The organism is Pedobacter punctiformis (assembly GCF_027213715.1).
In the GTDB taxonomy this organism is placed as follows: domain Bacteria; phylum Bacteroidota; class Bacteroidia; order Sphingobacteriales; family Sphingobacteriaceae; genus Pedobacter; species Pedobacter punctiformis.
Genome location: NZ_JAPWGM010000002.1, coordinates 151,793 through 165,436 on the forward strand (window position 1 = coordinate 151,793; position 13,644 = coordinate 165,436).

13 protein-coding genes are annotated in these 13,644 nt (G+C 36.5%); 7 read left to right on the plus strand and 6 right to left on the minus strand.

Features of this window, described 5'->3' with window-relative positions; translation table 11 throughout:
- Nucleotides 1-180 precede the first annotated feature (180 nt).
- The 3 genes from O0955_RS06445 to O0955_RS06455 all read right to left on the minus strand — a co-directional run bounded on the left by O0955_RS06445 (nt 181) and on the right by O0955_RS06455 (nt 2,632).
- Entirely contained in the window at nt 181-795 is a 615-nt protein-coding gene (locus O0955_RS06445) for a bifunctional nuclease family protein (protein WP_131537213.1), read from the minus strand.
- Between the two features lie 57 nt (nt 796-852).
- Nucleotides 853-1,824: an electron transfer flavoprotein subunit alpha/FixB family protein gene (locus tag O0955_RS06450; protein WP_269426720.1), complete on the minus strand. Its 972-nt coding sequence runs from the start codon at nt 1,822-1,824 to the stop codon at nt 853-855.
- Nucleotides 1,825-1,894: 70 nt separating this feature from the next.
- On the minus strand, nt 1,895-2,632 hold the full coding sequence (locus O0955_RS06455) for an electron transfer flavoprotein subunit beta/FixA family protein (RefSeq protein ID WP_269426721.1): 738 nt from the start codon (nt 2,630-2,632) through the stop codon (nt 1,895-1,897).
- A 62-nt stretch (nt 2,633-2,694) separates the two neighbouring features.
- On the opposite strand from O0955_RS06455, the gene O0955_RS06460 reads away from it, so the two are divergent.
- Both O0955_RS06460 and chrA read left to right on the plus strand, forming a co-directional pair.
- On the plus strand, nt 2,695-3,030 hold the full coding sequence (locus tag O0955_RS06460; RefSeq protein WP_269426722.1) for a tetratricopeptide repeat protein: 336 nt from the start codon (nt 2,695-2,697) through the stop codon (nt 3,028-3,030).
- Nucleotides 3,031-3,052: 22 nt separating this feature from the next.
- Complete coding sequence (gene chrA / locus O0955_RS06465) at nt 3,053-4,270, plus strand: chromate efflux transporter (RefSeq protein WP_269426723.1); 1,218 nt, start codon at nt 3,053-3,055, stop codon at nt 4,268-4,270.
- 126 nt (nt 4,271-4,396) lie between these two features.
- Here chrA and dnaB read toward each other — a convergent pair whose 3' ends face one another.
- Entirely contained in the window at nt 4,397-5,974 is a 1,578-nt protein-coding gene (dnaB, locus tag O0955_RS06470; protein ID WP_269426724.1) for a replicative DNA helicase, read from the minus strand.
- Nucleotides 5,975-6,173: 199 nt separating this feature from the next.
- Here dnaB and rlmB point away from each other — a divergent pair, with 199 nt between their 5' ends.
- Complete coding sequence (rlmB, locus tag O0955_RS06475) at nt 6,174-6,941, plus strand: 23S rRNA (guanosine(2251)-2'-O)-methyltransferase RlmB (RefSeq protein ID WP_269426725.1); 768 nt, start codon at nt 6,174-6,176, stop codon at nt 6,939-6,941.
- A gap of 47 nt (nt 6,942-6,988) precedes the next feature.
- Here rlmB and O0955_RS06480 read toward each other — a convergent pair whose 3' ends face one another.
- Both O0955_RS06480 and O0955_RS06485 read right to left on the minus strand, forming a co-directional pair.
- Nucleotides 6,989-8,080: a mannose-1-phosphate guanylyltransferase gene (locus tag O0955_RS06480; RefSeq protein ID WP_269426726.1), complete on the minus strand. Its 1,092-nt coding sequence runs from the start codon at nt 8,078-8,080 to the stop codon at nt 6,989-6,991.
- Nucleotides 8,081-8,094: 14 nt separating this feature from the next.
- Nucleotides 8,095-9,063 carry a KpsF/GutQ family sugar-phosphate isomerase gene (locus O0955_RS06485; RefSeq protein ID WP_269426727.1) on the minus strand — a complete coding sequence of 323 codons (969 nt, stop codon included), beginning with the start codon at nt 9,061-9,063 and terminating at the stop codon, nt 8,095-8,097.
- 91 nt (nt 9,064-9,154) lie between these two features.
- Here O0955_RS06485 and recQ point away from each other — a divergent pair, with 91 nt between their 5' ends.
- From recQ to O0955_RS06505, 4 genes are all read left to right on the plus strand, one after another.
- Nucleotides 9,155-11,344, plus strand: coding sequence for a DNA helicase RecQ (gene recQ / locus O0955_RS06490; RefSeq protein ID WP_269427227.1), 2,190 nt, complete (start codon nt 9,155-9,157; stop codon nt 11,342-11,344).
- An 83-nt stretch (nt 11,345-11,427) separates the two neighbouring features.
- Nucleotides 11,428-12,240, plus strand: coding sequence for a 3-deoxy-8-phosphooctulonate synthase (kdsA, locus tag O0955_RS06495; protein WP_269426728.1), 813 nt, complete (start codon nt 11,428-11,430; stop codon nt 12,238-12,240).
- Complete coding sequence (locus O0955_RS06500; protein WP_269426729.1) at nt 12,241-12,960, plus strand: YqjF family protein; 720 nt, start codon at nt 12,241-12,243, stop codon at nt 12,958-12,960. It begins immediately after the preceding gene.
- Between the two features lie 16 nt (nt 12,961-12,976).
- A complete protein-coding gene (locus O0955_RS06505; protein ID WP_269426730.1) occupies nt 12,977-13,642 on the plus strand; it encodes a hypothetical protein in 666 nt (221 codons plus the stop codon).
- Nucleotides 13,643-13,644: the final 2 nt, after the last annotated feature.

The window sequence follows — 13,644 nt, forward strand, 5'->3', positions numbered from 1 at the left end:
GTTGTTTTTTTGAAAGTAAAAGTTGAATATAGAACTATTTTAAAACAAAATCTAAAATGCGCTCAAATTATTTCGCACAATTTAGATTATCTTAAGTATTAATGTTTTTCGGGTAGAAAGATTGGGGTAATATCAGGTTATTTGATTGCTTAAAATTGATTCAGTACCATTTTTTTAAAATTATTCTGAATTTCTCTTATTTAATTCGTCTCTTAACCTTGCTGCTTTTTCGTAAGCCTCATCAGCAATGGCTTCCTGAAGTTTTTCCTGTAATTCTTCAAGGGTTAATTCGCTATAGCCCTGTTGTTTGGTAGAGGTAGGCAAGCTGTCTGCATCAGGTTCTTTGGCAATGTTATCCATATTTTCTAAAAAGAGAAAATCATTACCTTCAATTACAATTCCGGCCGAAGCCAAAATGAATTCGTAAGTATAAATCATAGCATTAAACCTTACGGCAAGTGCAATAGCATCAGATGTTCTGGCATCGATTTCATGTGTGTTTTTACCATCGCTGCAAATTAATTTTGCATAAAAAACACCATCAACCAGGTTATAGATAATGATTTCCTGTACGTTTATATGAAAGGTTTCGGCAAGAGATTTAAATAAATCGTGTGTTAATGGCCTGCTCGGTGTCATCTTTTCAATCTCAATAGCAATGGCCTGAGCTTCAAACGCACCAATAATAATTGGCAAGCGGCGACGCCCGTTAACTTCACCTAAAACCAATGCATAGGCGCCGGATTGTGTTTGGCTGTAAGATAAGCCAACTATATCTAATTTTACTTTTTTCATATTCATGAAATGTCATATTGAGCCTGTTCAATAAGCACAGGCTCAGCATGACAAAAACTATGCTTTATGCGCTTTTAAGGCTTCAATTAATTTTGGTACAACTTCAAAAGCATCACCAACAATACCATAATCGGCCACTTTAAAGAAAGGTGCTTCAGAATCTTTATTGATTACAACAATTACTTTTGACGAACTTACACCAGCTAAATGCTGGATTGCACCGGAAATACCAATGGCAATATATAAATTAGGACTGATGGCAATACCGGTTTGACCAACGTGTTCTGAGTGTGGTCTCCAGTCTGCGTCAGATACCGGTTTAGAACAGGCTGTAGCTGCTCCCAATAAATTAGCTAACTCTTCAATCATACCCCAGTTTTCAGGCCCTTTTAATCCACGGCCCGCAGATACGACTAATTCAGCATCCGGCAAAGAAATTTTATCGGTTGCCCTAACAATATCTTTAATTACTGTTGCTAAATCTGATTGTTTAACGTCAGCTGCGAAATTTTCAATCGCTGCATCAGCTGCACTTTCTTTAACTCCAAAAGCATTTGGATTTAAAGCAATCACTTTGTTTGCAGAGGTTAATTCTGTAATTGCGAAAGCTTTACCAGAGAAAGCTGTTTTCTTAACTTCAAACTTTCCGCCATCGGTTTTAGGTAATTCTACCGCACCATCAGCTAAACCTGCTTTTAATTTTACAGCAATACGTGGCGCTAAGCCTTTACCAGAGAATGAATTGGATAATACCACGATGTTAGCGCCTTCTTTTTCTGCAGCAGCAGCAATAACACTGGCATAAGCCTGATTTACAAAAGTTTTTAACTGATCAGTGCTTACATTTAAAACTTTAGATGCACCGTATTTTCCCAGTTCTTTTAATTCTCCTTCAGCAACATCTCCGATAGAAATGGCGGTTAAGTTGGTCGATTGTTGATCTGCAATGGCTTTAGCATAAGAAACTGCTTCAAAAACAGATTTCTTAAATTTACCCTCAGCTTGTTCTACATATACTAATACTGACATATATTTATTTCTTGATCCCTATAAAGGACGTGTGGATACTTATTGTTAATTATTATTGTTCAACCGTAAATTAAATTACTTTAGCTTCTGAATGCAATAAATCTATTAATTGTTCAGCAGCGTCAGCCGGAATAAGTTTTACAGTGCCACGTGGGGCAGGGGTTTCATATTTAGCAACTTTAGTTACTTCCTCAATAGCAACTGCTTCAATAACATTTAAAGGTTTAGTTCTTGCACTCATAATACCCCGCATATTCGGTATTTTTGGTTCTGCAACACCTTCAGCACAGCTCGCAACAAATTTACCATTAACAGTTACCACTTCTTTGCCACCTTCAATTTCACGCTCTAAAGTCGCTGAATCTCCATCCACATCTAATTTTTTAATAATTGAAATAGAAGGAATATCTAAAAATTCGCCAACCATCGCCGCTACCTGATTACCATTATAGTCAATAGATTCACGTCCGGTTAAAATGATATTAAAATCTTTATCTTTTGCATATTCTGCAATTTGTTTAGCAACAAAATAAGCATCACGCGGAACCGCATTTACTCTTACAGCATCATCAGCACCAATAGCAAGGGCTTTTCTGATGGTTGGATCAGTGGCAGCTTCGCCAACATTAATTACGGTTACGGTACCTTTACCACCTTCGGTTAACTCAATAGCTCTTGATAAAGCAATTTCATCGTAAGGATTAACAATATATTGTACTCCTGCAGTATTGAATTCGGTATTATCGTTAGTAAAAGTTATTTTTGTCGTTGTGTCTGGCACATTACTGATACAAACTAATATTTTCATATTTATTATGTTTATTATATAAGGTCTTTCTGCAAATTTAATTAAAAAAGCAAGGAATTAAAATGTCAACTACCCGATTAAGTAAGTTATTAGAGTTTTTAGAGAGTGAACCTAACGATCCATTTATACTATATGCCTTAGCCACAGAGTATAACGCTCAAAATGACAAAGAAAAAGCTTATTCTTTTTACCTTCAGTTAACGGATAAACACCCGGATTATGTCGGAACTTACTATCATTTAGGCAAGTTATACGAAAAAGATGACCAAAAAGACAAAGCAATTGCGGTGTACAGCAAAGGAATGGAAATAGCCAGGACTAAACGGGATATGCATGCTTTTTCAGAATTACAAGGTGCTTTTAACTCTGCATCTGGCTTAGATTATGAAGATGATTAATTCAGTTCTCAGTTTTTAGTTGATGCAGACAAAACCAATAGCTGCCAAAAAGCAGTGGCTGTTTATCCGGAATGTAATCTTTTTTACATTTACTTCTTTTGGAGGTGCACAGGCGCATTTAGCTTTGCTTTTAAAGTATTTTGTACATCAAACTAAATTTATAACCGAAGAAGAATTATTGGAATTAAATGCACTGGCACAGGTTTTACCCGGACCCGCTTCAACACAAACTTTAGTTGGAATTGCCTGGAAAGTGGGGCGCTTGAAACTAGCCCTGATTACTTTTCTGATCTGGATTTTGCCTACGGCAGCGGTTATGACTTTTGCAGCCATTAGCTTTGGCTTGCTCGATCAAAAACAAAAGTTTATCGGTATTTTAGAATACATTCAGCCCATTGCATTGGGGATTGTGGGTTATGGTGCTTATAAACTAGGGAGAAAAGTATTAACCACTCAGGTTTCTGTTTTTTTAGCTGTTGCAGCAATTGTAGCTACATTCGTTTTACGAAATGCCTACGTTTTTCCGTTGGCTATATTGGTTGGCGGAATGATTTCTTCAGCCATGGAAACTCCAAAAGAAGAAACAGAATTACGGGTTAAACTTTTTTCTAATGTAAACCCCAAAAAACTGATTTATTTCTTAGGTGCATTGCTTTTATTCGCGATGGTAGGCGCAATTATCAATAGAACTTCGCCTTTTAGCTTACCAATCCGTTTATTGGAAAATTTTTACCGTAACGGAATTTTAGTTTTTGGTGGCGGACAGGTGCTGGTGCCTTTAATGTTTACGGAGTTTGTAGAAATGAAGCATTACATTACTTCATCAGGTTTTTTATCAGGTTTTGCATTACAACAGGCACTTCCAGGCCCCACATTTTCATTTACCAGTTATTTAGGTGCTCTAAGCATGAGAAACTTTGGTTATGGTTTATGGGGGCAGATGTTGGGAGGCTTAATCGGTGTAATCGGAATTAACCTGCCCGGATTAATTCTGGTCCTTTTTATTGTTCCTTTCTGGGATGATTTGAAGAAAATTTCAAGAATCAAACATAGTTTATCAGGAATTAATGCTGTAAGTGTTGGGTTTATTATTGCTGCATTTATCCTGTTGTTAATTCCAATGGGCTTTAATATACCATTTATAGGAATTATGATTGCCACTTTTTTATTGTTAAACTTTACCAAAGTAAGTCCGCCTGTTATTGTTTTATTTGGAATATTAATTGGCTATTTATTTTAGCCTAGCCGTAAACAAGCTGGTGGTTGTCATCCTGAATCTGTCGAATGAACCCAGAACATAATTTAAAAGAAAAGACCAGCAATTTATAATTGATGGTCTTTTTTATAAGTATTCAATATTTAAAAATTAAAAAGGCGGATCATCATCATTGTAATCATCCATTTTAGATGGTCTTATAATTACATTACTTTGAGGAGTAGGATTATGGAAACTATCGAATGAACCTGAAGGTAACATTCCTGCACTGCTTTCTCCTGAACCTAATGAAGGTGCATTAAAATCATCTTCTAAATCAACAAATTTAACAAATTTACCAACGAATTTAAGCGGAACAATACCGGTTTCACCATTACGGTGTTTTGCAATAATAACCTCACCAATACCTGCTTGCGAACGACCTTGTTCATCTTCGGTAATGCCGTAGTACTCCGGACGATATAAAAACAATACCATATCGGCATCCTGCTCAATGGAACCAGATTCACGTAAATCGGATAACATAGGCCTTTTACCTTGTAAACCTGGTCTGCTCTCTACCGCACGACTTAACTGTGATAATGCCAGTACCGGAAGATCCAGTTCTTTTGCAACGGATTTAAGTGCCCGTGAAATACTACCAATTTCTTGCTCACGGTTACCGCCACCTTTGCCTTCGCCTTTACCGTGCATCAGCTGCAAGTAATCGACAATAACCATTTGAATATCGTATTGTGCCTTTAACCGGCGGCATTTTGCCCTGAATTCAAAAATATTAAGTGCCGGGGTATCATCAATCAATAAAGGTGCTTCAGTTAATCTACCGATTTTACTGTGTAATTGCTGCCATTCCCATTCGGCTAAATTTCCCTTTCTGATTTTCTCCTGCTCAATTTCTGCTTCACCTGAAATTAAACGATTAACCAATTGAACAGACGACATCTCCAAAGAGAAAACTACGCAAGGTTTATTAAAATCTACAGCCGCATTTCGGGCGCAAGTTAAAACAAACGCCGTTTTACCCATTGCCGGACGGGCAGCAATAATTACTAAATCCTGCTTTTGCCATCCACCCGTAATCCGGTCTAAACCTGTAAAACCAGTAGGTACCCCTGTTAAACCATCTGTTTTAGTTCTTAATTCCTCAAGGGTTGCTAAAGATTGCTTGATGATATCATCCATTTTCTGCGTATCCCGGCGAAGGTTATTCTGAGCGATCTCAAAAAGTCCTTTTTCAGCCTGATCAAGCAAGTCGAAAATATCAGTAGTATCCTCGTAAGCATTGGTAATAATTTCTGTTGAGATCCGGATTAATTCACGTTGAATGTATTTCTGTGAAATAATACGGGCATGGAATTCTATATTCGCTGCAGAGGCAACTCTATTGGTTAGGTTGGTGATGTAATAAGCACCGCCCACCATTTCTAATGACCCTAGTGTACGCAACTCAGCTGTTACGGTTAAAATATCAACCGGTCTGGATTTTTCAAATAAAATGTGGATGGCTTCAAAAATTTTCTGATGCGCTGCGTTATAAAAAACTTCAGGCTTCAAAACATCAATTACAGCAGATAAAGCATCTTTTTCAAGCATTAAAGCACCAAGAACGGCTTCTTCAAGATCAAGTGCCTGTGGCGGAATTTTACCTTGTGAACTAATTGTATTACTTAGCCTGCTTTTACGGGCAGTCATACTGTTTTTTCCACCTTGTTCGTTATCCATACTCATAGCACAAAAGTAACTAAATTTTGTCCGCTTGGTTTAATTAGTTTCTAGCTCTTTGTTAACAAATTGAAGCATAACCGGATTAAATTTTTATGGATTTTGAATGATTAAAAAATTTCTGCACAATTAAATGTTAATAAGGATGAGATTGATACAGGGCAAAACAATTATTTGCTTTACTTTTGCCTAACAATTTTTAAACATGGATAATTTTAGAAGACCACAACGCGTAAAAGAGAATAATGAATTTGTTTTTGGAATCAGAGCGGTGATCGAAGCTATTAAAGCTGGAAGAGATATAGAAACAATTTATTTGCAGCGTGGCCTGTCTGGAGGCTTGTTTTTAGAGTTAAAAACGCTTTTAACAGGAACTTTAATTCCATTAAACTCTGTTCCAATTGAAAAATTGAACCGCATGACACAGAAAAACCATCAGGGCGTTATTGCGGTTATTTCTCCAATTACTTATCAAAATATAGAAGATATTATTCCCTCTGTTTTTGAAAAAGGAGAGGTGCCTTTAATTTTAGTTTTAGATAGCGTAACAGATGTTCGTAATATGGGAGCCATTGCCCGTACAGCTGCCTGTGTAGGTGTACATGCCATTGTGGTACCGTTAAAAAATGCTGCACAAATTAATGCTGATGCCATTAAAACATCTGCTGGCGCTTTATTTAGCATTCCAATTTGCCGTCATTCCAATTTGCATAAAACCTGTTTGTTTTTACAGGAAAGTGGTTTACAAATTGTAGCCTGTACGGAAAAAACGAATGACTTTATTTATGCTCCCGATTATACGATGCCTACGGCAATTGTAATGGGATCGGAAGATGAAGGTATTTCTAATGAACTTTTACGGGTGGCCGATCATCTGGCTAAAATCCCGATGGCGGGTAAAATTGAATCGTTAAATGTTTCGGTAGCTGCTGGCGTAATTTTATACGAAGCGGTTAGACAAAGAACCGTATAAAGAGCAGGAAAATCAGTAGTAAACTTTCTTGCTCTCTTCATATTCTTTTAAATAAACTTATTTCCAAATCTGGATTTTACCTCTGCAACAATTTCCTTTACTTTCTGCTCTTCATCTCTTGGGCAAATCATCAGCATATTGTTGTTCTCAACTACAATATAATCATGTAAACCCTGCAGGATAACCAGCTTATCTTTAGGTACATTAACCATACAGTTAGATGAATCAAACATAATCACCTGTTCTGCTGGTATTACAGCATTTCCAACATAATCTTTATCGGCCATTTCGTAAATAGAAGCCCAGGTGCCTAAATCCGACCAGCCAAAATCAGCAGGAAGTACATAAACATTTTCAGCCTTTTCCATAATTCCAAAATCTATAGAAATGTTTGTGCATTGCAGATAAGCATTGCTAATAAAGGCTTTTTCTCTTTCTGTATTCATTTCGGACCGGCCGAGATTAAAAATTTCGTACATATCCGGCAAGTACTTTTCGAAAGCACTTAAAATAGATTTTGCTGACCAGATGAAAATGCCTGCATTCCACAGAAAATCTCCACTTTGAATGAAAGATTTAGCCAGTTCGAGATTTGGTTTTTCTGTAAAGGTTTTAACTTTATGTAAGCTTGGATCGGTAACCAAAACATGCGCCGTATGCTGAATGTAGCCATATCCGGTATCCGGACGGTTGGGCATAATACCTAAAGTGATTAAACAATCGTTTTTTGATGCGGCATCTAAAGATTGGTTAATCGAGCTGTAAAAACCATCAAGATTTGCAATGGTATGATCGGATGGAGCAACTACAATAGTTGCATTGGGGTTAAGTTCTGCAATTTTTAAAGATCCATAGGCAATACAAGGTGCTGTATTTCGTAAAAGTGGCTCTGCTAAGATTTGATTGTCGCTTAGCTGAGGCAATTGTTTTTTAATTAAATCAGTGTAAATTTCATTGGTTACAATAAATATATTTTCGGGAGGACATATTTTTAAAAATCGGTCGTATGTACTTTGAATTAAAGTTTTTCCGACACCGAAAAAGTCTATAAATTGTTTAGGGAATTCTGTTCTGCTTACCGGCCAAAAGCGGCTTCCAACACCACCAGCCATAATTAATGCATAAAAATCTTTATTCATTTTATAATTTGAAACTACACAATACCTTCTTTTAAAAGATCGTGTAAGTGAATAATGCCAAAGTAAGTATTTTGTTGTAAAACCAACAATTGAGTGATGTTATTTTGTCTGATTATTTCAAGCGCTTCAACAGCCAAAGCATCAAATTGAATACTTTTTGGGCTTTTTCCCATAATGTCTTCAGCCTTTAAATTTTCTATGGTGGTATAGTTTTCAAGCATTCTTCTGATATCACCGTCCGTAATTACGCCCAATATTTGGTTTTCATCATCAATAACAGCAACGGCACCTAAACGGTTTTTACTAATTTCAATTAAAACCTCTTTCACTGATGCCGAACGTTTTATATGTGGTTTTTCGTTTGAAAGTGCGAGATCTCCTGCTTTTAAATACAATTTTTTTCCTAAAGCACCACCGGGATGATACTTTGCAAAGTCTGATTCGTTAAAATCCCGGCACTCCAATAAACAAATGGCAAGGGCATCACCAAGCGCCAGCTGAGCGGTTGTACTGGTTGTAGGGGCAAGGTTGTGCGGACAAGCTTCTTTCTCAACACTGGTGTTCAAAATTAAATCGGCATGCTGAGCCAGGTAAGAATTTAGTTCACCAACCATCCCAATCAAAATGTTGCCTGAAGTTTTTAGCAACGGAATAAGAACTTTAATTTCGGGTGTATTGCCACTCTTGGATAAGCAAATCACAATATCATTTTGCTGGATCATGCCCAAATCTCCATGAATGGCATCTGCTGCATGCATGAAAATAGCAGGAGTGCCCGTAGAATTAAAAGTGGCTACAATTTTTTGAGCAATGATGGCACTTTTCCCAATCCCGGTTACGATTACGCGGCCATTGCAGTTTAAAATGCCAGACACTACCTTTTCAAAATCGGAATTAATATTCTTAGCAACATTTAAAATTGCTGCAGCTTCTAACCCCAATGTGTCTACAGCTGATTGAGTTATTGATTTTTTACTTTTCAAAGAGAAAAAAATTGTTGGTTAATACTTGAAATTCTTGTAAAATTATGTTATTTTGGATACAAAAATAGCATCGCATATTTTATTACACAAAATGGACGTGAAAAAGTCGTTATTTGATAACCTGCAAAATTTCTTCGGGTTTGATAATTTCAAAGGTGATCAGGAGTCGATCATTACAAATATTTTAGAAGGCAATAATACATTTGTTATTATGCCAACAGGTGGGGGGAAGTCTATTTGCTACCAATTACCTGCTTTAATGAGTGAAGGAACAGCTATTGTTATTTCACCGCTTATTGCATTAATGAAAAACCAGGTGGACCAATTAAGGGCATTTGGGGGTAATGACAGCATTGCTCATTTTCTAAATTCATCCCTAAACAAATCTGAGATTACTCAGGTAAAAACAGACCTTTTAAGTGGTCAAACCAAATTATTATACGTAGCACCAGAATCGCTTGCCAAACAGGATAACATTGATTTTTTAAATTTAATTAAAATTTCTTTCGTTGCTGTGGATGAGGCACACTGTATTTCTGAATGGGGGCATGATTTCAGACCTGAATATCGTAAAATCAGACAGGTAATCAGTGGTTTAGGTAATAATATCCCAATTATTGCGCTAACGGCAACTGCAACGCCAAAGGTACAGCAAGACATTATTAAAAACCTTGGAATGAGTGATGCAACTTTATTTAAGTCATCATTTAACAGACCGAATTTATTTTATGAAATCCGTCCCAAGCGTGACATTACGAAAGAAATTATAAAGTATATCAAGTCCAACACCGGCAAATCGGGTATTATTTACTGTTTGAGTCGTAAAAAGGTGGAGGAAGTAGCTGAAGCATTAAATTTGAATGGAGTTAGTGCTTTGCCATATCATGCAGGATTAGATCCTAAAGTGAGGGCCGAAACACAGGATAAATTTTTGATGGAAGATGCCGAAGTAATTGTAGCTACAATTGCCTTTGGTATGGGAATCGATAAACCTGATGTGCGTTTTGTGATTCACCATGATGTGCCAAAAAGTATGGAGGGTTATTACCAGGAAACAGGTAGGGCCGGACGGGATGGTGGTGAAGGAGTTTGCATTGCATTTTATGCTCAAAAAGATGTGGATAAGCTGGCTAAGTTTATGAAAGATAAGCCGGTTTCTGAGCGTGAAATTGGAACACAGATCTTAAAAGAAGTAATCGATTACGCTGAATCCGGCGTTTGCCGCCGTAAACAGATTCTCCATTATTTTGGTGAAAACTTTAATGAAACAGGTTGCAATTGCATGTGTGATAATTGCAAAAAACCTAAAAAACAGTTTGATGCAGAGGAAAATTTATCAACGCTGTTAAAGTTTATCGAAAAAACAGGTGAAAAGTTTGATGATGTACATTTATTAAATGTTTTTCTGGGTTTAGAAACGGCACAAACTATTGCTTACGAGCACAGTAAAGTACCTGAGTTTGGGTTGGGAAAAGAAGATGGTGAACTTAAATGGAAATCTATTGTTCGCCAGGCTGTATTAAATAATTTCCTTTTTAAGGATATTGATAACTATGGTTTATTAAAACTAACCAAACAAGGTAAAGATTTTATAAATAATCCCTATAGTCTTAAATTCATTTTAAATGAACCGATTGAATCAGGTGCTGATGATGACGATGATGACGTAAAACAGGGTACAGGTACGCTTGATACGCAGCTTTTACAGTTGCTTAAAGATCAGCGTAAAAAAATAGCCAAACAAAAAAACGTACCTCCGTTTGTTGTTTTTCAAGACCCTTCTTTAGAAGAAATGTGTACGCATTATCCCATTACTATGGAAGAGTTGCGGCAGATTTCTGGGGTGGGTTCTGGTAAAGCAATGAAATTTGGTTCTCCATTTATAGAGCTGATTAAAAAATACGTTGAAGACAACGACATTGAGCGTCCAATTGATTTAATTATCAAAACTCAGGCGAATAAATCTCAAATGAAGGTGTCAATCATTCAGAATATTGACAGACAAATTGGTTTGGAGGATATAGCGGATTCTAAAGGAATTACCTATGAGGAAATTTTAAAAGAAGTAGAATCTATTGTTAATTCGGGCACTAAACTAAATCTTAATTATTTTATCGATGAAGTAATTGACGATGACAGACAAGATGAAGTATTTGATTATTTCAGGGCTGCCGAAAATGACTCTATTGATGATGCCCTGAATGAACTCGGTGAAACAGATTATACCCGTGAGGAAATCCAGCTTATGCGGATCAAATTCATGTCAGAATTAGGAAACTAAATATTTAATTTAAGAGGGAAAATGTTAACTGGAAAGATTTAATCTCCATTGTTCATTTTCCCTCTCTCTTTTACACGATAAGCATGTTAAATTACCTAGATAAAATAAAAAATACAGAGTCAGGAAACTTTTTTTTAATGGCAGGGCCATGTGCAATAGAAGGTGAAGAAATGGCTTTGCGCATTGCTGAAAAAATTGTTTCCATAACCGATAAACTTAAAATACCATACATATTTAAAGGTTCTTACCGCAAGGCAAACCGAAGTAAAGGCAGCTCTTTTACCGGGATTGGTGATGAAAAAGCGTTAAAGATTCTGGAAAAAGTTGGCCGTGAATTTAATGTGCCAACCGTGACTGATATCCATGAAAGCGGAGAGGCGGCAATGGCTGCAGCTTATGTTGATGTACTTCAGATCCCTGCCTTTTTATGCCGTCAAACTGATTTATTAATCGCAGCAGCTGAAACCGGAAAGGTTGTTAACGTAAAAAAAGGGCAATTTCTTTCGGCTGGATCAATGAAATTTGCAGTTGAGAAAATAGTAGAAGCCGGGAATAATAAGGTGATTTTAACCGACAGAGGGAATACTTTTGGGTATCAGGATTTAATTGTTGATTACCGTGGTTTGCCAGAAATGCAAAGTTTTGGCGTCCCTGTAGTAATGGATTGTACACACTCCTTGCAACAACCAAATCAAAGTAGTGGAGTAACCGGAGGAAAACCTGAACTGATTTTGACTATTGCTAAAGCAGCTATCGCAGTTGGTGCTGATGGTTTATTTATTGAAACCCATCCTGATCCGGCAAATGCTAAATCTGACGGGGCCAATATGCTGCATCTGAATTTACTGGAAGAAACTTTAGCGAAACTTATTCGTGTTAGACAAGCTGTTATCTAAATGAATATTAGTAAAGGGGTATTTTTAACTGCAGAATGGCGAAAACTGGCTTTGGCCAATTACAGTGTAGATAAAAACATCCTTTTAAAATATTTACCTCCGCATACAGAACTGGATGACTGGAATGGAAAATATTATGTCAGTTTGGTTGGCTTTATGTTTGTTGATGTTAAGCTTAAAGGTCTCAAAATTCCTTATCATGATACTTTTGAAGAAGTAAACCTCCGTTTCTACGTAAAATATAATGAAAATGGAGTTTGGAAGCGCGGCGTAGTGTTTATCAAAGAAATTGTTCCTAAGCCCGCCATTACTTTTATTGCCAACACCATTTACAAAGAAAACTATCAAACCCTGCCCATGAAACATCTCTGGATTGAACAGGGAAATCAGCTTGAGGTAGAATACCAGTGGAAAACTAAACATTGGAATAAGTTTTCGGTAATTGCTTCATCCAAAGCTGAACAAATTGCACTAAATAGCGAAGAAGAGTTTATAACGGAACATTATTGGGGTTATACTAAAATTGGAATAAATAAAACATCAGAATATGGTGTTGAGCATCCAAGATGGGAAGTTTACCCTGTTCAGGATTATACCATCGATGTTGATTTTGGAACCAATTACGGTGAAGAATTTAGTTTTTTAGCTAAGGTAAAACCCGATTCTGTAATGCTTGCTGAAGGTTCAGAAATCAGGGTTCTTAAAGGGAAAAAGATATAATGACTATCTTTAAGGTATGAACTATAAAGCCATGAAAAATGCCAACTACGTTGTTTTATTGATAATCTGTCTTTTATCTTCATGTAATGGTCCTGCTGAGGTAAAGCAAAGTTTTAGTTTTCAAACTTCGCTAAGACCAGGTAATGACAGAATGAGAGATTTGACCAATACAATGAACCAGGTATTGTTGAATAATGCTAAAAAAGCCGGAGAGGACAAGGCTTTACAGATTCAGTCTGGTGAAAAAGAAGAATTACCATTTTATGAGGACATTGCATTTTTGCCTGTTGTAAATGCAACAGAATTAACCAATGTTATTAATGATTATACCGAAAAAAGATTTAAAGCAAATCAGGAAGATTATTCTGCTCAGGTGAATTCTATAGATTTTGATAAAAATTTAGTGCTCATTGTATCACACCCAAAAGCAGCCATGGTAGTGTTAGGCGAAGTAAATAATACGGGACAAGCACTATATTTTGATAAAGTTTTGGATGACGGAATCAAAAATAATAAGCATGTAATCAAACTGCAATCAAAACGATTGGGAGAGGTAGCTTCTGGTATGGCATCTTTAGCACAAAATTGGGAATCTGCAGTTTATGTACTCGAAAAGAAAAATAAAGATAGTTTGTTTGTCGAAATAGATGACATTATTTATCCATTTAGCCTTAAAAAGTAAAA

Bases quoted from the DNA above. Each gene is read 5' to 3' on its own strand.
- O0955_RS06445 (WP_131537213.1), bottom strand. From the start codon at position 795: ATGAAAAAAGTAAAATTAGATATAGTTGGCTTATCTTACAGCCAAACA.
- O0955_RS06450 (WP_269426720.1), bottom strand. From the start codon at position 1,824: ATGTCAGTATTAGTATATGTAGAACAAGCTGAGGGTAAATTTAAGAAA.
- O0955_RS06455 (WP_269426721.1), bottom strand. From the start codon at position 2,632: ATGAAAATATTAGTTTGTATCAGTAATGTGCCAGACACAACGACAAAA.
- O0955_RS06460 (WP_269426722.1), top strand. From the start codon at position 2,695: ATGTCAACTACCCGATTAAGTAAGTTATTAGAGTTTTTAGAGAGTGAA.
- chrA (WP_269426723.1), top strand. From the start codon at position 3,053: ATGCAGACAAAACCAATAGCTGCCAAAAAGCAGTGGCTGTTTATCCGG.
- dnaB (WP_269426724.1), bottom strand. From the start codon at position 5,974: ATGAGTATGGATAACGAACAAGGTGGAAAAAACAGTATGACTGCCCGT.
- rlmB (WP_269426725.1), top strand. From the start codon at position 6,174: ATGGATAATTTTAGAAGACCACAACGCGTAAAAGAGAATAATGAATTT.
- O0955_RS06480 (WP_269426726.1), bottom strand. From the start codon at position 8,080: ATGAATAAAGATTTTTATGCATTAATTATGGCTGGTGGTGTTGGAAGC.
- recQ (WP_269427227.1), top strand. From the start codon at position 9,155: ATGGACGTGAAAAAGTCGTTATTTGATAACCTGCAAAATTTCTTCGGG.
- kdsA (WP_269426728.1), top strand. From the start codon at position 11,428: ATGTTAAATTACCTAGATAAAATAAAAAATACAGAGTCAGGAAACTTT.
- O0955_RS06500 (WP_269426729.1), top strand. From the start codon at position 12,241: ATGAATATTAGTAAAGGGGTATTTTTAACTGCAGAATGGCGAAAACTG.
- O0955_RS06505 (WP_269426730.1), top strand. From the start codon at position 12,977: ATGAACTATAAAGCCATGAAAAATGCCAACTACGTTGTTTTATTGATA.